Below are 20,686 nucleotides of genomic sequence, written 5' to 3'. Positions count from 1 at the left end.
GCACCGCCTGGCTAGTCGCCGCCCTCGGCGAGTAGCTCGGCGACTTGTTCGCCGACCTTGCGCACCGCCTGTTCCTGCTCTGCCGTAGGTTTTGCCGCGTAGTTCAGGCGCAGGCAATTGCGGTACTTGCCGGCGGCGGAAAAGATGCTGCCCGGGCCGATCTGTACGCCCTGTGGCCGCAGCAGGCGGTTGAGTCGCTGGCTGTCGAAGTGCTCGGGCATTTCCACCCAGAGCATGAAGCCGCCCTGCGGCCGGCTGACCCGGGTGCCGGCCGGGAAGTAACGACTGACCCAGTCGGTCATCAGGTCGCGGTTGCGCTGGTACTGCGCGCGCATGCGCCGCAGGTGCGGCTCGTAGTGGCCGCCGGCGATGAACTCGGCCAGCGCCAGCTGCGGCAATTGGGCGGTCATGCCGGTGCCCATGTACTTCATGTGCAGGATCTGCTGCAGGTAGCGGCCGGGGGCGATCCAGCCGATGCGCAGGCCCGGCGCCAGGGTCTTGGAAAATGAACTGCAGAGCAGTACGCGGCCGTCCTCGTCGAAGGACTTGATGGTGCGCGGGCGCGGGTAGCGATAGGCCAGCTCGCCGTAGATGTCATCCTCGATGATCGCCACGTCGTAGCGCTGGGCCAGGCGCAGCAGGGCCCGCTTGTTGGCGTCCGGCATGATGTAGCCGAGCGGATTGTTGCAGGTCGGCGTGAGCTGGATGGCCTTGATCGGCCACTGCTCCAGGGCCAGCTCCAGCGCCTCCAGGCTGATGCCGCTGATCGGGTCGGTGGGCAGCTCCAGCGCCTTCATGCCGAAGCCCTTCAGGGCCTGCATCACCCCATGGAAGCTCGGCGAGTCCACCGCGACGATATCGCCCGGCTGGCACAGGGCACGGATCGACGCCGACAGCGCTTCGTGGCAGCCGGTAGTGGTGACGATCTCCTCGGCGGGGATGCGGCATCCGGAGTCCAGCAACAGGCGCGAAATCTGTTCCCGCAGGCTCGCCTCGCCTTGCACGCTGCCGTAGCTCAGCTCGACGGAGGTCTGGCGGCGGCTGCGCCGCGACAGCATGCGCAGCAGCGGTTTCAGGGACGGGCTGGTCAGGTCGGGAATGCCGCGGCCCAGCTGCACCAGCGAGTCTGTCGGCGCGCCGCTGATCAACTCCAGCACCTGATCCCACTGCGATACCTCGACCGGTCGCTGTGCTGTACGGCTGACCATCGGCAGTGCCGGCTTCTGTCTGCTCTGCGGCACGAAGTAACCGGACTTCGGCCGGGGCTCGGCCAGGCCGCCGTCCTCCAGTTGGCGATAGGCCTGCTGCACGGTGCTCAGGCTGACCCCGTGCTCCTGGCTGAGGGCGCGCACCGAAGGCAGGCGGTCGCCCGGGCGATACAGACCCTGCTCGATGCGCTCGCCGAGCAGCTCGGCGAGCTTCAGGTACAGCGTCATGCAAGTACTCCCTGGGAGCATTACAGATTGGTGGGAAGTGGACCATTCAGATGGCGAAACGGCAGATCTGTATGCTCCAAGAATCGATAGTTTGGCTCTGTAATGTACATTCGTCGAGCGGCATCCTTTGCTTCCATGCACGAGGAGGAAAGGACAATGACTGGATGGAGCGACGTCTATGTGACCGTACGCGAGCGGGAAGAGGTGGCGTCCAGGCCTGCGCTACCGCATTGGCGCCTGCTCTGGCGCCACCTGACCACCCGCCGCGCCCTGCGCGAACTGGATGCGCATCTGCTGCGTGATATCGGCCTGACCCGCGAGCAGGCACTGGCAGAGGCCGAGCGGCCGTTCTGGCGGTTGTTGGGGCAGAAGTAGTAGGGCATGCCTGTATGGGGGCGGAGAGTCCGGCTTTGCCGGTGAGAAGAGGCGGGAATCGGCCAGAAGCAGACCAAGCCGGTGCCAGACTACTTTGCCTCGAAGATAGCCGCGTCTTTGAGTGGCAGATCGCCACTTGATCAGCTACTGTCGTCCAGCGTCCGCAGCTCCCTTCGGGGAGTGACGTATAACTCCCTAATACGGTCAGTATCCTTCGAAAACGCCCAGCTTAGAGAGGGAAGTCGAGATGATAAGGAATCTTATCCGTCAGACGTTTGCAGCGTGTTATACATCAAATGACGTCTAATTATAGTTAGCCAACAAGGAAACCATGAACGTTAAACCAATTATTTACGCAATAACTTCCACCCTTCTTTCATCTTGTGCCTTGACCTCGCCAGTTAATTTCGAAGGCCAAAGCTTTGCCACTCCTCAACTCAAACGTGATGTGACAAATATGATCATCATGACCGCAAATGCCAAGGGTTGCTCGGAAATCAAGAAGATCGAAACATCTGTAATAAAAGAGCCTAGTGGCAAACCAGGATATCAAGAGTCAACTGAGCTATGGCGTGCGCATGGCTGTAATCAACAATTTGATTTTAGTGTTGCATTTAAAGGTGACGGAATGGGCGGCGCTTATTTTGGCATTGGAATCGCGAAGTAAGTCGGCTAACAACCTCAATTGTCTCTCTTCGTTCGCTGGACGTCCAAAAGCTGCGCTATTGGTCGCCCGTTAGCTTAATCGTTAGCCACTAAAGAAAACTCATGCGTAAAATGAACCCCCAAGATGTTAAAAATGATTTCTCCGCTTTCGTCGCAGAACGGCTGGCGTACTTTGATCGCGTTGAAATAGCACTAATGGGCACCCCACACGAAAAGCGTGATATTAGTGTTTTAGCTGAAACCACTCTGCACTCTGCTTACGTGGCCTTTGAGTGTTTCATTTCAGATTTAATTCTTGCATATATAAATCGGGATTTCTCTCAATATCAGAGGGGCTTGGCGGCAAGAATATCTCAATCCATACAGGATAAATTTGGCGCATGGGCGAATTCGCGCACCCCTTTTAATGCAGTAAAACACATCAAGGTCGATGAACTTGAGGAGATGCTAGATCCTGATGCCTACAACCTAACATTCAAAAATGTAGCCACTCTAAAGCAGCGCTGCAACGAGTGGGTAGCCGCACCTCACAAGAACGGGATAATCAATCTAAACATCCCGGACTCGCAGCTCATTGATACGGTACATGCCATTCGAAACTTTATTGCCCATCAAAGCCCGAATGCAAAAATAATAATGAATCAAAGCCTTGCGGGCATTGTTACTGGCGCAAACTGCCCAAACGTAAATTTAGGTCGTGGTGTTCATGACGTACATGACGCAGGTGCCTTCCTCAAATCAGTTGTTGCTGGCAATAGGCGCGTGAAGATTTACATTTTCCGCCTAGATGCAATAGCCCAAGCCTTATGAGTCAGCGATGGCTAACACGTCGCTCAACACCGTTCGCTCCGCTCGCTGGACTCGCAAAAGCTGCGCTTTTCCTCGCCTGTTAGCTTAATTGTTAGAGCTTTCCAAAAATCGTAAATACACCAGTCAAAGAACTATGAAGCCACTAAGAGTCACACTAAAAATTTCAATATGCATACTCTGGCTGGCCGCCAGCCTTTTCGCTATCGGCGGAACCCTTGCTGTGATTTTTATCCCGAAATTCTTTACAGCACTATTCGTATCTTCAATATTTACAGCGATTCTTTCTATACCATTCACTATCGCAAGCTTGGTCTTGGCCTACAAAGCAAAAATAATTACTGGCAGCTATGTTTTGTTTTCAACTTTATTCTCATGCTTCATCGCCGGCCTTGGCTGGTTCATAATTCCGTTCCTCTTAAACAAAGACATTAACTCCCTAGAGCCACAAGCAGAGAGTGCAGAACTCTAACAATGCGTATATGGACTCTCCCCACAAGCAGTGAGGACAGCTTTTTTCGATCCTGTCGTCAGCGCGGTTGCATTCGTATATCCGGCCTGTCACCGGGCATTGCCCTGGCCATTCTGTAGTTCGCGCAGCGGGGGCCAAGCGTTCAAGCGATCACGTAGATCATCATAGTTATCGGCCTTGTTCCGCTGCCTGATCGGCTATCCATCAGGTCCGCTTCTGGCCGATTACTGTCCGTCATATCCCTGCCCATGCCTGAACTAACTCGGGCGAGCCTTTTGCTTTTCATTTCGAGGCGCGAGGTTAAGTGGCTGCACGTCCCACGCCCTTCGACGATCTCTAGAACAGATCCTTGAACCGATACCAGAGCATGCCCAGCGCCAGCAGCGGCGAGCGCAGGCGCGGGCCGCCGGGGAAAGTCATATGCGGTACCCGGGCGAACAGGTCGAAGCCATGGCTCCGCTGCCCGGCGATGGCTTCGGCGAGCAGTTTGCCAGCCAGGTGGGTGGCGTTCACCCCGTGGCCGGAGTAAGCCTGGGCGTAGAACACGTTGCGTTGGTCGCCAAGGCGGCCGATCTGCGGCAGGCGGTTGGCGCCGATGCCGATCATGCCGCCCCATTGGTAGTCGATGCGCACGTTCGCCAGTTGCGGGAACACGTCGAGCATCTTGGGACGCATGTAGGCGGCCACGTCCTTGGGGTCGCGTCCGGAATAGTGGCAGGCGCCGCCGAACAGCAGGCGGTGGTCGGCGGAGAGGCGGAAGTAGTCCAGGGCCACGCGCTGGTCGCAGACCGCCATGTTCCGTGGCAACAGTTCGCGTGCCAGGGCTTCGTCGAGCGGTTCGGTGGCGATCACATAGCTGCCGGCTGGCAGGACCTTGCCGCCCAGCTCGGGGTGCAGTTGGTTGAGGTAGGCGTTGCAGCCGAGCACCAGGTTGTCCGCCCGCACCACTCCCGTGGCGGTCTGCACGCGAACCTCCGGGCCGTAGTCGATGCGCGTGGCCGGCGACTGCTCGAACAGGCGCACGCCCAGGCCCTGGGCGGCGGCGGCTTCGCCGAGCGCCAGGTTGAGTGGATGCAGGTGGCCGGAGCCCATGTCGATCAGGCCCCCGATATAGTTGTCCGAGCCGACCACTTGGCGCATTTCGGAGGCCGCCAGCAGGCGCGTTTCGTGGCGATAGCCGAGGCTCTTCAGTTCCGCCTGGCTGGCCTGGAAGTCTTCCAGGTGACGGGGCTTGGTGGCCAGGTCGCAATAGCCCCACGTCAAGTCGCAGTCGATGGCGTACTTCGCCACCCGTTCGCGCACCAGCTCCACCGCCTCCAGCCCCATCAGCTTGAGTGCCTTGACGCCATCGTCGCCGAGTTGCGGACGGAACTGGTCGACGTCATGGCCGACGCCGCGGATCAGCTGCCCGCCGTTGCGCCCGCTGGCCCCCCAACCGATGCGCCGGGCCTCCAGCAGCACCACCGAAAAGCCGCGCTCGGCCAGCTCGATGGCGGTGTTGAGGCCGGTGAAGCCGCCCCCCACCACGCAGACATCGGCGCGCACCTCGCCGGCCAGGGGCGGGTAGTCGAGCTGACGATTGGCCGTGGCGGCGTAATAGGAAGGGGCATGCTGCTCGGTATGCACGGCGGAGCCAGCGGCGGTCATGTGCGGAATCCTGATTTTTGTGTTTGGAAAATTTTACGGAGCATACGGCGGGGAGGCGAGGCGCCGCAAGTCGCAGGTAGGGGCGAATTCATTCGCCAGGCAGGTCCGAGTAGGCGAATAAATTCGCCCCTACAGGTCAATCGGGGACCGGCAGGTTCAGCGATTCCTTCACTTCCTCCATCACGATGTAGCTCTTCGATTCGCGTACATGGGGCAGTTTGAGCAGGATGTCGCCGAGCAGCTTGCGGTAGCTGGCCATCTCGTTGATGCGCGCCTTCACCAGGTAGTCGAAGTCGCCGGACACCAGGTGGCACTCCAGCACGTGGGGCAGCTTGAGCACGGCGCGGCGGAACTCCTCGAAGATGTCGCCGGATTTGTAGGCCAGGCTGATCTCGACGAATACCAGCAGGTTGGCCTTCAGGTGCTGCGGGTTGAGCCGCGCCGAGTAGCCCATGATGATGCCCTCGCGCTCCAGGCGGCGGACCCGTTCGGTGCAGGGGGTGGTGGAGAGGCCCACGCGTTCGCCCAGTTCGGTGAAGGAGATGCGTCCCTCCTGCTGGATGATGCGTAAAATATTCCGGTCGATCTTGTCCAGTTCACGCTTGGTCTGATGCTGGGTGCGCACGGTGGATGCCCCTCCATAGAAGCCGTTTAGGCCGATAATTCTCGCCAAATATAGCCAGTTAAATAGTGAATTGCACTGGCTATGCCTGCATATACTGCGCCGCATCCAGGCTCAAGATAACCAACGCCCGTGAAAGCTCGGGTGAGGAGGCGGCGATGCGTATTCTGGTACTCGGCAGTGGTGTGATCGGCACCGTCAGCGCTTACTACCTGGCCCGTGCGGGCTTCGAGGTGGTGGTGGTCGACCGGCAGCCGGCCCCGGCCATGGAGACCAGCTTCGCCAACGCCGGCCAGGTCTCCCCCGGCTACGCTTCGCCCTGGGCCGCCCCCGGCGTGCCGCTGAAAGCCATCAAGTGGCTGCTGCAGCGCCACGCACCGCTGGCCATCAAGGCCACTGCCGATATCGACCAGTACCTGTGGATGGCGCAGATGCTGCGCAACTGCACCGCCGCCCGCTATGCGGTGAACAAGGAGCGCATGGTGCGGCTGTCCGAGTACAGCCGCGATTGCCTCGACGAGCTGCGCGCCGAAACCGGTATTGCCTATGAGGGTCGTCAGCTCGGCACCACCCAGCTGTTCCGTACCCAGGCTCAGGTCGACAACGCCGCCAAGGACATCGCCGTGCTGGAAGCCTCCGGCGTGCCGTACGAACTGCTCGACCGCGACGCCATCGCCCGCGCCGAGCCGGCCCTGGCCAGCGTCAAGCACAAGCTGGCCGGTGCCCTGCGCCTGCCCAACGACCAGACCGGCGATTGCCAGATGTTCACCACCAAGCTTGCCGCCATGGCGGTCGAGCTGGGCGTCGAGTTCCGCTTCGGGCAGAACATCCAGCATCTGGACTTCGCGGGCGACCGCATCAACGGTGTTTACATCGACGGCAAGCTGGAAACCGCCGACCGCTACGTGCTGGCCCTCGGCAGCTACAGCCCGCAATTGCTCAAGCCGCTGGGCATCAAGGCGCCGGTCTACCCGCTGAAGGGTTTCTCGCTGACCGCCGATATCCTCGACCCGGCGATGGCGCCGAACTCGACCATTCTCGACGAGAGCTACAAGGTCGCCATCACCCGCTTCGACAACCGCATCCGCGTCGGCGGCATGGCCGAGATCGCCGGCTTCGACCTGTCGCTCAACCCGCGACGCCGCGAGACCCTGGAAATGGTTGCCGGCGACCTCTACCCGCAGGGCGCCGACTTCAGCAAGGCCGAATTCTGGACCGGCCTGCGCCCGGCGACCCCGGACGGCACGCCCATCGTCGGCGCCACGCCCTATCGCAACCTGTTCCTCAATACCGGGCATGGCACACTGGGCTGGACCATGGCCTGTGGTTCCGGTCGCCTGCTCGCCGACCTGATGGCGAAGAAGCGCCCGCAGATCAGCGCCGAAGGCCTCGACATCTTCCGCTACGGCAATTCCAAGGAGATTTCCGCCCATGGCAATCCAGCGCCTGCACACTGAAGCCCGTTACAGCGAGATCGTCATCCACAACGGCACGGTCTACCTGTCCGGCCAACTGGACGAGGACCTGCAAGACGGCATCGAGGCACAGACTCGCGCGACCCTGGACAGCATCGACCGCTTTCTCGCCGAAGCCGGCACCGACAAGTCGCGCATCCTCTCGGTGACCATCTACCTGAAGGACATGGCCGCCGACTACGCCGCGATGAACAAGTTGTGGGACGCCTGGGTCGCCGAAGGCGCGGCACCGGCTCGTGCCTGCGTCGAGGCGAAGATGTACACCCCGGCGTGCCTGGTCGAGATGACCGTTGTCGCCGCACTGCCCTGATTTCCTGCTTGCCCGGCTGCCCGCCGGGCTTTTTTGTTCGAGATAGCTGCCGTCATGCGTCCCGCTCAAGCCCTGATCGACCTGCAAGCCCTGCGTCATAACTATCGACTGGCCCGTGAACTCAGCGGCGACAAGGCCCTGGCCGTGATCAAGGCCGATGCCTACGGCCACGGTGCGGTGCGCTGCGCCCAAGCGCTGGAAGAGGAGGCCGACGGCTTCGCCGTGGCCTGCATCGAAGAGGCGCTGGAGCTGCGCTATGCGGCGATCCGCAAACCGATCCTGCTGCTCGAAGGCATCTTCGAAGCGGACGAACTGGCGCTGGTCGACCAGCATCAGCTGTGGTGCGTGGTGCATTCGCTGTGGCAGGTGGAGCTCATCGAGCGCGCCAAGCTGGCGCGGCCGCTGAATGTCTGGCTGAAACTGGACTCGGGCATGCACCGGGTGGGCATCGACCCGGACGACTGCCAGTCCGCCTATCGTCGTCTGCTGGCCAGCGGCAAGGTGGCGAAGATCGTGCTGATGAGCCATTTCGCCCGCGCCGACGAAATCGACTGCCCGCGCAGCGCCGAACAGCTAGCGGTGTTCCAGGCCGCCCGCGAGGGGCTGGCCGCCGACATCAGCCTGTGCAACTCACCGGCACTGCTCGGCTGGCCGCAGATCGCCAGCCAGCAGCAATGGGGCCGCGCCGGCATCATGCTCTACGGCGCTTCGCCGTTCGAACAGCCCCATGAGCAGGCCGCGCGGCTGCAGCCGGTAATGACCCTGGAGTCGAAGATCATCGCCGTGCGCGACCTCCCCACCGGCGAGCCGGTGGGCTATGGCGCGCGCTTCGTCTGTGAACGGCCGACCCGCGTCGGCGTGGTTGCCATGGGCTATGCCGACGGCTATCCGCGCCACGCGCCGAGCGGCACGCCGGTGGCTATCAATGGCCAGGCGGCCAGGTTGATCGGCCGGGTGTCGATGGACATGCTCACCGTCGATCTCACCGACCTGCCGCAGGCCGGGCTCGGCAGTCGGGTCGAGTTGTGGGGCCGGCAGGTTGCGGCCAGCGACGTGGCGGCCCGGGCGGGCACCATTCCCTACCAGCTGTTCTGCAACCTGAAGCGGGTGAAGCGGGTCTATTCCGGAAGCTGAGACCTGGCCGGGGGAGTAACTTCGGGCAAAGTGTTGAAAATACTGAACGCTGTTGCCATGATACGGCCACTTTCCGTTTGCTCTCCCGGAGGACTCCCGTATTGGACGTCGGTGCTCGACTGCAATCCATCCGTAAGCTCAAGGGCCTCTCCCAGCGCGAACTCGCCAAGCGGGCAGGCGTTACCAATAGCACCATTTCGATGATCGAGAAGAACAGCGTCAGCCCCTCGATCAGTTCGCTGAAGAAGGTGCTCGGCGGCATTCCCATGTCGCTTGTGGAGTTTTTTTCCATCGATTTCGAACAGGAAAACACCGCCCAGGTGGTCTATCGCGCCAACGAGCTGACCGACCTGTCCAGCGGCGCGGTGACCATGAAACTCGTGGGCAAGGCGCACCCCAGCCGGGCCCTGGCCTTTCTCGACGAAACCTACCCGCCGGGCGCCGATACCGGCGACGAGATGCTCAACCACGAAGGCGAAGAAGCCGGTGTGCTGGTCGAAGGCCAGCTTGAACTGACCGTGGGCAGCGAAATCTACATTCTCGAAAGCGGCGACAGCTACTATTTCGAAAGCAACAAACCGCACCGCTTTCGCAATCCGTTCGACAAACCGGCGCGCCTGATCAGCGCCACCACGCCTGCGAATTTCTAAAGCGGCAGCCAGGGGCCGCACGCTGCGCGGCAGGTTAGGGCCTATACAAGGCTCCGGCTTGCGCTGGTGGTTTGAAGCTTGCGACTTGCGCCAATATCCCTGCGACAACTTGGGTTGTTTCGGCGCGGCGGGTGAGCCGCTATACTGGCGCCCGCTCGCGAAACCGTGGCCGCGGGCGTGACTAGCCACATGAGGGTGAGACGTGAACCTGAATAAATCGATGCTGGTGGCCAAAGCCGCTCTGTTGGCCCTGTGGGCTGTAAGCGCTCAGGCCGCGACGAACGAAGAGATCGCCGAGCGCATCAAGCCGGTGGGTGAAGTCTGCGTACAGGGCCAGGAGTGCCCGGGCGTTGGCGAAGTGGCCACGGCCGCCGCAGGTGGCGGCGCGCGCAGCGCTGACGATGTCATCGCCAAGCACTGCAACGCCTGCCATGGCGCTGGCGTGCTGGGTGCGCCGAAAATCGGCGACGGCGCTGCCTGGAAGGCGCGTGCCGATGCCGCTGGCGGTATCGACGGCCTGCTGGCTCATGCCATTTCCGGCATCAACGCCATGCCGCCGAAGGGCACCTGTGGCGACTGCTCGGATGACGAGCTGAAGGCCGCCATCGAGAAAATGTCCGGCCTCTGACCGGTCGTTTTCCTAACGCAAAGCCGCCTGAGGGCGGCTTTGTCGTTTCTGCGGCGGCTGCGTTGAGCAAACCTCTCCCTGTCCGGTCCAACCTGGGTGCAACCGACCAGGAGAGACCCCGGTGCGTCTTTGCTCTTTGGAACAGGCCGTCGACCAGGTGCTACAGCGCATCGAAGGGCCGATACACCTTGGCCTGCCGCTCGGCCTGGGCAAGCCCAATCGCTTCGTCAACCTGCTCTACCGACGCATCAAGCAGCAACCGCAGCGTTCGCTGGTGGTGTATACCGCGCTGAGCCTCGGCCGGCCGCAGCCCGGCGGCGAGCTGGAGCGGCGCTTCAGCGAGCCCCTGCTGGCGCGCCTCTACGGCGACTACCCGGAACTGGACTACCTGCGCGATCTGCACCGCGGCACCCTGCCGGCCAACGTGCGGCTGGAGGAGTTCTACCTGCCCCCGGGCGACCTGCTGGACAACCCGCAGGCGCAGCAGGACTACGTCAGCCTCAACTACAGCCAGGTGGCCCGCGAACTCGACCGCAAGGGCCTCAACGTGCTGGCGCAACTGGTGGCCGCCGATCCCGAGCGGCCGCAGCATCTGAGCCTGTCGTGCAACCCGGACGTGACCCTCGACCTGCTGCCGCTGCTGCAGGCCCGCCGTGCCGCCGGCGAGTGCGTGCTCTGCGTGGCGCAGGTACACGCCGAGCTGCCGTACCTGGGCAACGCCGCCGAACTGCCGCGCGAGGCGTTCGATCTGCTGATCGATCCGCCGGAGCGCAGCACCCTGTTTTCCCTGCCCCGCCAGCCGCTCAGCCTGCAGGACCAAGCCATCGGCCTTTACGCCAGCAGCCTGGTGCGCGATGGCGGCACCCTGCAGATCGGTATCGGCGCGCTCGGCGATGCGCTGGTGGCGGCGTTGCTTTGTCGCCAGCGGGACAACGACGACTACCGCAGCCTGCTGACGGACATGGGCGCGCAGCAGCGCCACGGCGCACTGATCTTCGAGCAGGGCGGCCTCGGCCCGTTCCGCGAGGGGCTCTATGGCTGCAGCGAAATGCTGGTGCACGGCCTGCTGCAGTTGGCCGATGCCGGCGTGGTCGGACGACGGGTCTATCCCGATGCGAGATTGCAGCGGCTGGCCAACGCCGGGGCGCTGGCCGCCGACGGCCGTCCGCGCAGCCTGGCTGCGCTGCTGGATGCCGGACTGCCGGCACGCTTGCAGGCAGACGACCTGAGTTGGCTGCAGCACCACGGGTTGTTGGCCGACGGCATCAGCCTGGAGGAGGGCGGCACCCTGCGCCTGCCCAATGGCTGGCATGTCGCCGCCGACCTGCGCGACTCGCATACTGCGGCGGCGCTCGAAGCCTACCTGGGCGCGGCTCGCGGCGGCGTGGTGCTGCACGGTGGGTTCATTCTCGGCCCGCAGGCGTTCTACCGACAGCTCGCCGCGCTGGAGCCCGAGCAGCGCCGGCGCATCGGCATGACGGCCATCGGCTTCACCAATCGCCTGTACGGTGACGAACCGCTCAAACGCCTGCAGCGGCGCGATGCCCGCTTCGTCAACTGCGCGCTCGGCATGACCCTGCTCGGTGCCGGCATCGCCGACCAGCTGGAGGATGGCCGGGTGGTCAGCGGCGTCGGCGGCCAGCAGGACTTCGTTGCCCAGGCCCATGAGCTGGAGGGCGCCCGGTCCATCCTGCTGCTGCGCAGTTGGCGCGAGGTCGGCGGGGCGGCGCAATCGAACCTCTACTGGCGCTATGCCCACACCACCATCGCCCGGCATCAGCGTGATCTGGTGGTGACCGAATACGGTATCGCCGACCTGCGTGGCAAGAGCGATGCGGAGGTGATCGAGGCGCTGCTGAAGATCGCCGACTCGCGCTTCCAGGATGAGCTGATCCGGCAGGCCCGGCAGGCCGGCAAGCTGCCGGCGGACTTCCAGTTGGCGGACGAGTACCGCCAGAACACTCCCGAGCGGCTGCGCGGCTGGCAGGCGCGCTACCCGCTGGTGTTCAGCGAGTATCCCCTGGGGTGCGACTTCAGCCGCGAGGAGCGCGACCTGCTGCGCGCCCTGCGCTGGCTGAAGGGGCGCCTGCGCCCGCGGGCGCTGCTCGGGCTGGGCGGCCGGCTGCTGTTCGGCCAGCCTGCGGCGGGCTGCTACCTCAAGCATCTGCAGCGCATGGACCTGATGCGTCCGCAGAGCGCCCGCGAGTGGCTGTACCGCCGCTTGCTGCTGGCCGGGCTCAAGGCCAGCGTCGACTGCGAGACCGCCGGTGCGCGCCAGGCCCGCCTGCGTCTCGAGCCGAAGGCGGCACGCCGCTAGGGCCGGGGGCGTCCGCGCTAGTCGATGAAACTGACCTGGCCGTCCTGCAGCGAGCGGATGCGTGCCAGCGATTCGACCCGCAGGTCCAGCGCTTCGAGTTTCTGCCGGCCGGCCTGGAAGGATTTCTCGATGACGATGCCGACCCCGACGATCCGCGCACCGGCCTGGCGAATGATGTTGATCAGGCCCAGCGAGGCCTCGCCGTTGGCGAGGAAGTCGTCGATCACCAGCACGCGGTCCTCGGCGTGCAGATGGGTGGTGGAGATGGCCACGGTGCTTTCCACCTGCTTGGTGTACGAGTACACCGAGGCCACCAGCAGGTTGTCGGTGAGGGTCAGCGACTGATGCTTGCGGGCGAAGATCACCGGCACGCCCAGTTCCAGCCCGGCCATCACCGCCGGGGCGATGCCCGAGGCCTCGATGGTGACGATCTTGGTCACGCCCTGGTCGCGGAAGCGCCGGGCGAATTCATGGCCGATCTCGCGCATCAGCAAGGGGTCGATCTGGTGGTTGAGAAAGGCATCGACCTTGAGCACGTGCTCGGACAACACGGTGCCTTGCTGGCGAATCATCTGCTTGAGCCGCTCCACGGCATGCGGTCCCCTAAGTGGCGAATTGGCGGGCATTTTCGCGCACTTTGCGACGGATCGCAGCCCGCCTCAGCCGAACAATTGCTGTTTGCGGCGCAGCCAGCGGTAGCCATAGCCCGTCAGGCGCAGGTGCAGCGGGTGGCCCTGCGGTTGCTCATAGTCGCAGTCAGCCAGGATGTCGACGAAGTCCTGAAGGTCGCGATCATGCACCTGGACCCTCACTTCGTCCGCCGACAGGTTGGCGAGCATCAGCACGGTGGAGTCGCCCTGGTCGTGACGCACGGCGAACACCGCCGGGCCGTCCACCTGTACCGCGCGGCAGCGGCCGCCGCTGATTTCCCGCAGGCCGATGCGGGTGCGCACCAGGGTGCCCATCTTCGCCAGCAGCGAGCTTTCCTTCAGGGTCTGGGCATAGACGTTGCGCCGCGGATAGCCGAACTCGCCGGCGTCGATCAGCGGCGCCACCAACTGGCCGGCCTCAGCGGTGGAGAAGCCGGCGTTGGGCTCGTTGGACCACTGCATCGGCGTGCGCACCGCCAGCCGCTCGGGGCGCTCCAGATCGTCGCCCATGCCGATTTCTTCGCCGTAGCGCAGGATCGGCGTGCCCGGCAGGGAGAACAGCAGCGCATGGGCCATGGCCAGCCGACGGTTGTCGCCGCCGAGCATCGGCGCCAGGCGCCGGCGGATGCCCCGGCCATAGGCACGCATGCGCGGCTCCGGGGCGAAGGCCTGCATGACTTCCTCGCGCTGCTCCGCGCTCAGTCGCTCCAGGTCCAGTTCGTCGTGGTTGCGCAGCCAGATGGCGTACTGCGCCCGGGGCGGCGGCACCGGCTGGGTCTGCAGTGCCTCGACCAGCGGCGCTGCCTGGCTGCGCGCCAGGGCCAGGAACAGGTAGTTGTTGATCCAGAAATCCAGCAGCAGGGTGACCCGGCGTCCGTCGCCGAGAAAGTCGGCGTACTGCTCCGGCGGCACGTCGATCTCGCCCAGCAGAATGGCCTCCGGCCGGCGCAGGGTGGCGTAGTCGCGCATGTGCTCCAGCAGCCAGAGACCGTCCTGGGTGCTGCCGCCGCCGGCCTGGCGGATGAGGTGGGCGGCGGCATCGACGCGAAAGCCGGACACGCCCAGGCGCAGCCAGAACGCCATGATGCGCTCGACTTCGCGGATCACCCGTGGGTTGGCCAGGTTCAGGTCGGGCTCGTGCCGGTAGAACAAGTGCCGGTAGTACTGGCCGGCCTCTTCGTCCCAGGTCCAGATGCTGTCTTCGACGGTCGGGAAGATCGGCTGCAGGCTATCGTCGCTGGGCGGCTCGTCGGCCCACAGGTAATAGCCGCGGTAGGGCGAATGGCGGTCGCGGCGGGCTTCCCGGAACCAGGGGTGGTCGACCGAGGTGTGCTGCACCACCAGTTCGATGACCACGTGCAGGCCCAGTTCCTCGGCCTTTTCCAGCAGGGCGACCATGTCCGCGAGGTTGCCGAAGCGCGGGTCTACCGCCAGGTGGTCGCTGACGTCGTAGCCGGCATCGCGGAACGGCGAGCGATAGAACGGCATCAGCCAGATGGCGGTGGCGCCGAGGCCGCGCACGTAGTCGAGGCGGTCGGCGATGCCGAGCAGGTCGCCGGTGCCGTCGCCGTTGCTGTCGAGGAACTGCGACGGATCGATCTGGTAGATCACCGCGTTGCGGTACCACAGCGGTTTCATCGCGGCGCGCTCGCCGGACTGAGGATGACGGCCTGCTGTGCCGCGAGCCGACCGTCGAAGTTGCCACCTTCGCCGTGGCCGTCGCTGGCCAGGTCGACCTGCCAGGCGCCCTCCAGCGGACAGGCCAGTGGGTGTTCGGCGAAGTTGATGCAGACGATGCGCTGGTCGTTGCCTTGGCGCCGTCGATAGACCAGTGCCTGCGGGTCGGACGGCAACTCCTGCCAGTCGCCGACGCGCAGAGCCGGGCTGGCCTTGCGTTGCTGCAGCAGGCGCCGGTAGAGGTGCAGGATCGAGCCGTCGTCCTGCCACAGCCTGTCGGCGGCCAGCTCGCTGGCCTGCGGTGGGAACGGCAGCCAGGTCGCCGCGCCCGGCCAGCCGTGGGGTGGCTCGGCGCTCCACGGCATAGGCGCGCGACAGCCGTCGCGGCCCCCCGGGTCGACCTGGCGCTCGGGCGGGATCACCGCGTCCTCCAGGCCGAGTTCGTCGCCCTGGTAGATGAACGGCGTGCCGCGCAAGGTCAGCAGCAGTACCGCCGCCGCCCGGACGCGGGCCAGCGAACCGCCGTAGCGGGTGCGCTGGCGGCGGTTGTCGTGGTTCGACAGCACCCAGGTCGGCCAGGCTTCGAGGGGCGCGATCAGGCGCTCGACGCCGCGCACGCAGGTACGGAAGGTCACCGGGTCCCAGGGCGCGTCCAGCGGCGAGAAGTTGAACACCAGGTGCAGCTCATCGCCGGCGCCGTAGTACTCGATCACCCGTTCGGTCGAGCGGATGTTCACCTCGCCGACCAGCACCCGCTCGCCGGGGTATTCGTCGACCACCGTGCGCAGGCCGCGCAGCACTTCGTGGCTGTAGGGCTGGTCGTTGAAATCGGCCAGCGGCTCGCCGGCCAGGCAGCGCGGGTTGTCGGCGAAGCTCAGGTCCTTGCCGGTGCAGTGCGCGACGTCGATGCGAAAGCCATCGACGCCGCGGTCGAGCCAGAAACGCAGCACGTCGTGCATGGCCGCGACCACCTCGGGGTTGTGCCAGTTGAGGTCGGGCTGCTGCGGCAGGAACAGGTGCAGGTAGTACTGCTCGCTGTGTTCGTCCCAGGTCCAGGCGCTGCCGGCGTTTAGTGCGGCACGCCAGTTGTTCGGCTGGTCGCGCCAGATGTACCAGTCGCGCTTGGGGTTTTCCCGCGAGGAGCGCGACGCCTGGAACCACGGGTGGCGGTCGGAAGTGTGGTTGGGCACGAAGTCCAGCAGCACGCGGATATTGCGCTGGTGCGCCGCGGCAATCAGGCGGTCGGCGTTCTCCAGCGAGCCGAACAGCGGGTCGATGTCGCAGTAGTCGCTGATGTCGTAGCCGGCGTCGGCCATCGGCGAGCGGAAGATCGGCGAGATCCAGATGGCGTCGACGCCGAGCCGCTGCAGGTGATCGAGGTGGCGCTCGATGCCGGCGAGATCGCCGATGCCGTCGCCGTTGCTGTCGGCGAACGAGCGCGGGTAGATCTGGTAGATCACCGCGCCCTGCCACCAGGGCGATTGTTGCGGATTGCGCGCTGGGCTCATGCGGCCTCCTCGCTGCCAGAACAATGGTCGCTAAGAGGTACGACTGGCACAGCGCAAACAGGTTCGTCCGAACCAAGCCATCGGCCCGGGACAACCCATCCGTGCTTCGCACTGGCCGCCCAGACCCATCCGCCCCCGTCGGTTGCGGTTGAGGAGCGTAGCGACGAAGCCCAACGGGCTGGGCTTGTTCAAGCCACTGAAGTACCGGGCCGGGCCACGCTCACTGTGTCATTGGCCTCAGGCCTTGTTGAGCATCGCCCGCATGGCCGCCAGGGCGTCGTTGCCGCGTGCGGCCTTCTGCTCCACCGGAGCGTCTTCCAGGCCTTCCCAGACCAGATCCTCCTGGGGCAGCTCGTCGAGGAAACGGCTCGGCGTGCAGTCGACGATCTCGCCGTACTGCTTGCGCTTGGCGGCGTAGGTCAACGCCAGGTTGCGCTTGGCGCGGGTGATGCCGACGTAGGCCAGGCGCCGCTCTTCCTCGATGGTGTCGGCCTCGATGCTGGAGCGATGGGGCAGGATTTCCTCCTCGAAGCCGATGATGTACACCGAGGGGAATTCCAGGCCCTTGGAGGCGTGCATGGTCATCATCTGCACGCCCTCGGCGCCTTCTTCCTCTTCCTGCTGGCGTTCGAGCATGTCGCGCAGCACCAGCTTGCCGATGGCGTCCTCGATGGTCATGCCGCCGTCTTCGTCTTTCTCCAGGGTGTTCTTCAGCGCGTCGACGAGGAACCAGACGTTGCCCATGCGCGCCTCGGCGACCTTGTCGCTGGATGCGTTCTGGCGCAGCCACTGCTCATAGTCGATATCCATCACCATGCTGCGAATGGCGGCGATCGGGTCGTTCTGCGCGCACTGCTGGCGCAGGTTGTCCATGTAGCGCTTGAAGCGCGACAGGCGCTCGGTGAAGCGTGCGTCCAGGTGCTCGGCCAGGCCGATCTCGTCGCTGGCCGCGTACATGCTGATGCCCCGCTCGCTGGCGTAGTTGCCGAGCTTCTCCAGGGTCGTGGAGCCGATCTCCCGGCGCGGCACGTTGATCACCCGCAGGTAGGCGTTGTCGTCGTCAGGGTTGACCAGCAGGCGGAAGTAACTCATCAGGTCCTTCACCTCCTGGCGGGCGAAGAAGCTGGTGCCGCCGGACAAGCGATAAGGGATCTGGTGGTGCTGCAGCTTCAGCTCCATCAGCTTGGCCTGGTAGTTGCCGCGGTAGAGGATGGCGAACTCGCTGTAGGGGCGGCCGGTGCGCAGGTGCTCGGTGAGGATCTCCAGGGCCACCCGTTCGCACTCGGCATCCTCGTTGCGGGTGCGGATGACGCGGATCTCGTCGCCGTGGCCCATGTCCGACCACAGCTGCTTCTCGAACACGTGGGGGTTGTTGGCGATCAGCACGTTGGCGCACTTGAGGATGCGGCTGGTGGAGCGGTAGTTCTGCTCCAGCATCACCACCTTCAGCGAGGGGTAATCCTCCTTCAGCAGCATCAGGTTTTCCGGCCGCGCGCCGCGCCAGGCATAGATCGACTGGTCGTCGTCGCCGACCACGGTGAACTGGTTGCGCATGCCCACCAGCAGCTTGACCAGCAGGTACTGGCTGGCGTTGGTGTCCTGGTATTCGTCCACCAACAGGTAGCGGATGCGGTTCTGCCATTTTTCCAGGATATCGGCATGCTCCTGGAACAGCTTCACCGGCAGCAGGATCAGGTCGTCGAAGTCCACCGCGTTGTACGCCTTGAGGGTGCGCTGGTAGTGCAGGTAGACGATGGCGGCGGTCTGCTCCTTGGGATTGCGCGCCGCGGCCAGGGCCTGCTCGGGCAGGATCAGGTCGTTCTTCCACGCGCCGATGTAGTTCTTGATCTCGTCGATGCCGTCGTCGCCGGCGTACTCCTTCTGCATGATGTCCGACAGCAGCGCCTTGATGTCACCGTCGTCGAAGATCGAGAAGCCGGGCTTGTAGCCCAGGCGGGCGTACTCCTTGCGGATGATGTTCATGCCCAGGTTGTGGAAGGTCGACACCGTCAGGCCACGGGCTTCGGCGCCCTTGAGCAGGGTGCCGACGCGTTCCTTCATCTCGCGCGCGGCCTTGTTGGTGAAGGTCATGGCGACGATGTGCTGGGCGCGGATGCCGCAGTTCTGCACCAGATGGGCGATCTTGCGGGTGATCACGCTGGTCTTGCCGGAGCCCGCGCCGGCGAGCACCAACAGGGGGCCGCCGACGTAGTTCACGGCTTCCTGTTGCCGAGGATTGAGTCGGGACATGGAGAGAATTCGCGGGTGGGCTGAAAAGGCCGCCGATTCTAGCAGGCTTGCGCCCTGCGGTTGCGCCCGGCTGCCGGATGGCGAACGTCGTCTTAACAAAATTCCACTATAAATTAAGTGGATAGCTCGCTAACCTGAAGCGCTCTATCAGGTCGTGCCCAGGCATCGTGCACAGCTTGATATGACATCGCTCACAGGTTTCGGCAAAGCCGCTGGCGAGCGTGCCCGTGCCTGGACTAAGTTGGTCGGGATTTCGCCAGCAACTCGTCAGTTCCAGCGCACAACGTGCGGCAAGTGGCCGCCCGCGCACGGATGCGCCCGGGCATGACGGCCGACGCTTTTGCCTGTAACGTGCACCCTCAGCATCCAACCTGACCGGGAGGTCGTTTGTCAGCGCTTGCCGAATCCTTGCGTCTGGTCCTATTGGCCGAAGCACCGGAGTGGGCTGAGTTGCTGCGCGCGCGATTGACCCTGCTCGGCGATGGTTTCCCGCTGATCACCGCCCCCTCCTGGGAGGCCGCCAGCGCATTGTTCGATGACGATGGCCATGGCCTGCTGCTGTGCACGCCTGCCTGCCTGCCGGCGCCGGGCAAGTGCCCACTGCCCATCGTGCTGCTGCTCGAACAGGAGCCGGAACAGCCCCCGGTGGGGGTCAGCGACTGGCTGGTACGCGACCAGCTGTCCCTCGATGTGCTGCGTCGTTGCCTGCGCTACCAGCGCGAACGCGGCACCCTGCAAGACACCCTGCAGCGCCTGGCCGAGCAAGACCCGCTGACCGGGATCGCCAACCGTCAGGGCTTTCACACCCTGCTCGCCGCGCGCCTGGCCGAGTTCGGCGGCCACGGTCTGGCCCTCGGCCATCTCGATCTGGACAATTTCCGCCACGTCAACGACGCCCTCGGTCATCAGGCCGGCGACCGCCTGATCCTGCAGGTGGTGGCGCGCCTCAAGGGTCAGCTGGAGGCCGGCGACATGCTGGCACGCCTGGGCAGCGACGAATTCGCCCTGCTGCTGGATATCCGCCGCGACCCGGCACGCGTCGAGCGCCTGGCCGAGCGCATTACCGAAGCCCTCGGCGAGCCATACTGGGTCGACGGCGAGAGCCTGCTGCTCGGCTGCAGCCTGGGCCTGGCCTACGCCCGTTCCGACAGCGACGCCGACCCGCTGATGTGGCATGCGCACATCGCCATGCAGCAGGCCAAGAGCGCCCAGGGCTGCACCTTCCATGTCTTCGACGAACGCATCAACCGCAACGCCCGCAGCCTCGCCGACCTGGAAAGCGAGCTGCGCCGCGCCCTGCGCCGCGACGAACTGGAGTTGCACTACCAGCCGCGGCTGTGCCTGAGCAGCGGGCGCATTCTCGGGCTGGAAGCGCTGGTGCGCTGGCAGCATGCCGAACGCGGCCTGCTCACGCCCAATGAGTTCGTGCCCCTGGCCGAGGAAAGCGGGCTGATCGTGCCGCTCGGCTACTGGGTCATCTCCCGCGCCTTGCGCGATATGCAGTGGCTGCGCGGACGCGGCCTGCCGGCGCTGCACATGGCGGTGAACCTGTCGTTCCGCCAGTTCCAGGACAGCCAGTTGCTGCCGACGCTCAACCGGCTGATCCTCGAACGCGGCGTGGATGCCGAATGGCTGGAGTTCGAACTCACCGAAACCGCCGTGATGCGCCGTAGCGATCAGGTCCAGCAGACCATGCTGGCGCTCGGCCGGCTCGGGGTGCGCTTCTCTCTCGACGATTTCGGCACCGGCTTCTCCTCCTTCGTGCACCTCAACAGCCTGCCGATCACTCTGCTGAAGATCGACAAGAGCTTCGTCGGCGGCATGAGCCAGCGGCCGGAAAATCAGCAACTGGTTCGGGCGATGATCAACCTGGCGCACAACCTCAACCTGGAGGTGGTGGCCGAGGGTGTGGAGGAGGCCGAGCAGCTCAGCTTGCTGCGGCAGTTCGGTTGCGACCAGGTACAGGGGTTCCTGATCAGCAAGCCGCTGCCGCTGGCCGAACTGGCGCGCTTCCTGATCTTCGGCGGGCGCCAGCCGCTGGCGGGGCAACAACCGAGCTGAC

General features: G+C 64.4%; 17 protein-coding genes. 10 read left to right on the top strand and 7 right to left on the bottom strand.

Annotated elements, in window-relative coordinates; translation table 11 throughout:
• Window positions 1-11 precede the first annotated feature (11 nt).
• The gene (locus tag ACWKV7_RS05305) at window positions 12-1,436 is read right to left on the bottom strand and encodes an aminotransferase-like domain-containing protein (protein ID WP_483856607.1); all 1,425 of its coding nucleotides are present in this window, start codon (window positions 1,434-1,436) and stop codon (window positions 12-14) included.
• Window positions 1,437-1,592: 156 nt separating this feature from the next.
• Here ACWKV7_RS05305 and ACWKV7_RS05300 point away from each other — a divergent pair, with 156 nt between their 5' ends.
• The 3 genes from ACWKV7_RS05300 to ACWKV7_RS05290 all read left to right on the top strand — a co-directional run bounded on the left by ACWKV7_RS05300 (window position 1,593) and on the right by ACWKV7_RS05290 (window position 3,287).
• Window positions 1,593-1,811, top strand: coding sequence for a DUF1127 domain-containing protein (locus ACWKV7_RS05300; protein ID WP_483856606.1), 219 nt, complete (start codon window positions 1,593-1,595; stop codon window positions 1,809-1,811).
• A 331-nt stretch (window positions 1,812-2,142) separates the two neighbouring features.
• Window positions 2,143-2,478: a hypothetical protein gene (locus ACWKV7_RS05295; RefSeq protein WP_483856605.1), complete on the top strand. Its 336-nt coding sequence runs from the start codon at window positions 2,143-2,145 to the stop codon at window positions 2,476-2,478.
• A gap of 101 nt (window positions 2,479-2,579) precedes the next feature.
• Window positions 2,580-3,287 (top strand): hypothetical protein, encoded by a 708-nt coding sequence (locus ACWKV7_RS05290; RefSeq protein WP_483856604.1) that lies wholly within the window; start codon window positions 2,580-2,582, stop codon window positions 3,285-3,287.
• A gap of 805 nt (window positions 3,288-4,092) precedes the next feature.
• Here ACWKV7_RS05290 and ACWKV7_RS05285 read toward each other — a convergent pair.
• Both ACWKV7_RS05285 and ACWKV7_RS05280 read right to left on the bottom strand, forming a co-directional pair.
• Window positions 4,093-5,403 carry an NAD(P)/FAD-dependent oxidoreductase gene (locus tag ACWKV7_RS05285; RefSeq protein ID WP_483856603.1) on the bottom strand — a complete coding sequence of 437 codons (1,311 nt, stop codon included), beginning with the start codon at window positions 5,401-5,403 and terminating at the stop codon, window positions 4,093-4,095.
• Window positions 5,404-5,539: 136 nt separating this feature from the next.
• Window positions 5,540-6,028 (bottom strand): Lrp/AsnC ligand binding domain-containing protein, encoded by a 489-nt coding sequence (locus ACWKV7_RS05280; protein WP_483856602.1) that lies wholly within the window; start codon window positions 6,026-6,028, stop codon window positions 5,540-5,542.
• Between the two features lie 155 nt (window positions 6,029-6,183).
• On the opposite strand from ACWKV7_RS05280, the gene dadA reads away from it, so the two are divergent.
• The 6 genes from dadA (at window position 6,184) to ACWKV7_RS05250 (ending at window position 12,539) form a co-directional block, all read left to right on the top strand.
• Window positions 6,184-7,482, top strand: coding sequence for a D-amino acid dehydrogenase (gene dadA, locus ACWKV7_RS05275; protein WP_483856601.1), 1,299 nt, complete (start codon window positions 6,184-6,186; stop codon window positions 7,480-7,482).
• Window positions 7,457-7,810, top strand: a complete 354-nt coding sequence (locus ACWKV7_RS05270) for a RidA family protein (protein WP_483856600.1) — start codon at window positions 7,457-7,459, stop codon at window positions 7,808-7,810. Before dadA ends, ACWKV7_RS05270 begins: the two co-directional genes overlap by 26 nt.
• 54 nt (window positions 7,811-7,864) lie before the next feature.
• Window positions 7,865-8,944, top strand: coding sequence for an alanine racemase (gene alr, locus ACWKV7_RS05265; protein ID WP_483856599.1), 1,080 nt, complete (start codon window positions 7,865-7,867; stop codon window positions 8,942-8,944).
• A 101-nt stretch (window positions 8,945-9,045) separates the two neighbouring features.
• On the top strand, window positions 9,046-9,594 hold the full coding sequence (locus tag ACWKV7_RS05260) for a cupin domain-containing protein (protein WP_483856598.1): 549 nt from the start codon (window positions 9,046-9,048) through the stop codon (window positions 9,592-9,594).
• 202 nt (window positions 9,595-9,796) lie between these two features.
• Complete coding sequence (locus ACWKV7_RS05255) at window positions 9,797-10,222, top strand: c-type cytochrome (protein ID WP_483856597.1); 426 nt, start codon at window positions 9,797-9,799, stop codon at window positions 10,220-10,222.
• A 121-nt stretch (window positions 10,223-10,343) separates the two neighbouring features.
• Window positions 10,344-12,539: an acetyl-CoA hydrolase/transferase C-terminal domain-containing protein gene (locus ACWKV7_RS05250; protein WP_483856596.1), complete on the top strand. Its 2,196-nt coding sequence runs from the start codon at window positions 10,344-10,346 to the stop codon at window positions 12,537-12,539.
• A 17-nt stretch (window positions 12,540-12,556) separates the two neighbouring features.
• Here ACWKV7_RS05250 and ACWKV7_RS05245 read toward each other — a convergent pair whose 3' ends face one another.
• The 4 genes from ACWKV7_RS05245 to rep form a co-directional block, all read right to left on the bottom strand.
• Window positions 12,557-13,129: a xanthine phosphoribosyltransferase gene (locus tag ACWKV7_RS05245; protein ID WP_483856595.1), complete on the bottom strand. Its 573-nt coding sequence runs from the start codon at window positions 13,127-13,129 to the stop codon at window positions 12,557-12,559.
• Window positions 13,130-13,198: 69 nt separating this feature from the next.
• A complete protein-coding gene (locus ACWKV7_RS05240; RefSeq protein WP_483856594.1) occupies window positions 13,199-14,827 on the bottom strand; it encodes an alpha-amylase family protein in 1,629 nt (542 codons plus the stop codon).
• On the bottom strand, window positions 14,824-16,374 hold the full coding sequence (locus ACWKV7_RS05235) for an alpha-amylase family glycosyl hydrolase (protein WP_483856593.1): 1,551 nt from the start codon (window positions 16,372-16,374) through the stop codon (window positions 14,824-14,826). Before ACWKV7_RS05235 ends, ACWKV7_RS05240 begins: the two co-directional genes overlap by 4 nt.
• A 237-nt stretch (window positions 16,375-16,611) precedes the next feature.
• Window positions 16,612-18,624 carry a DNA helicase Rep gene (gene rep, locus ACWKV7_RS05230; RefSeq protein ID WP_483856592.1) on the bottom strand — a complete coding sequence of 671 codons (2,013 nt, stop codon included), beginning with the start codon at window positions 18,622-18,624 and terminating at the stop codon, window positions 16,612-16,614.
• Window positions 18,625-19,011: 387 nt separating this feature from the next.
• On the opposite strand from rep, the gene ACWKV7_RS05225 reads away from it, so the two are divergent.
• Window positions 19,012-20,685 (top strand): putative bifunctional diguanylate cyclase/phosphodiesterase, encoded by a 1,674-nt coding sequence (locus tag ACWKV7_RS05225; protein WP_483856591.1) that lies wholly within the window; start codon window positions 19,012-19,014, stop codon window positions 20,683-20,685.
• Window position 20,686: the final 1 nt, after the last annotated feature.

The organism is Zestomonas ipomoeae (assembly GCF_057128665.1).
This window is presented reverse-complemented; position numbering and strand designations above follow the sequence as displayed.

Excerpts from the sequence above, each read along its gene's own strand:
- rep (WP_483856592.1), bottom strand. The coding sequence starts at position 18,624 with ATGTCCCGACTCAATCCTCGGCAACAGGAAGCCGTGAACTACGTCGGC.
- ACWKV7_RS05240 (WP_483856594.1), bottom strand. The coding sequence starts at position 14,827 with ATGAAACCGCTGTGGTACCGCAACGCGGTGATCTACCAGATCGATCCG.
- alr (WP_483856599.1), top strand. The coding sequence starts at position 7,865 with ATGCGTCCCGCTCAAGCCCTGATCGACCTGCAAGCCCTGCGTCATAAC.
- ACWKV7_RS05295 (WP_483856605.1), top strand. The coding sequence starts at position 2,143 with ATGAACGTTAAACCAATTATTTACGCAATAACTTCCACCCTTCTTTCA.
- ACWKV7_RS05300 (WP_483856606.1), top strand. The coding sequence starts at position 1,593 with ATGACTGGATGGAGCGACGTCTATGTGACCGTACGCGAGCGGGAAGAG.
- ACWKV7_RS05285 (WP_483856603.1), bottom strand. The coding sequence starts at position 5,403 with ATGACCGCCGCTGGCTCCGCCGTGCATACCGAGCAGCATGCCCCTTCC.
- ACWKV7_RS05235 (WP_483856593.1), bottom strand. The coding sequence starts at position 16,374 with ATGAGCCCAGCGCGCAATCCGCAACAATCGCCCTGGTGGCAGGGCGCG.
- ACWKV7_RS05270 (WP_483856600.1), top strand. The coding sequence starts at position 7,457 with ATGGCAATCCAGCGCCTGCACACTGAAGCCCGTTACAGCGAGATCGTC.
- ACWKV7_RS05290 (WP_483856604.1), top strand. The coding sequence starts at position 2,580 with ATGCGTAAAATGAACCCCCAAGATGTTAAAAATGATTTCTCCGCTTTC.
- dadA (WP_483856601.1), top strand. The coding sequence starts at position 6,184 with ATGCGTATTCTGGTACTCGGCAGTGGTGTGATCGGCACCGTCAGCGCT.
- ACWKV7_RS05305 (WP_483856607.1), bottom strand. The coding sequence starts at position 1,436 with ATGACGCTGTACCTGAAGCTCGCCGAGCTGCTCGGCGAGCGCATCGAG.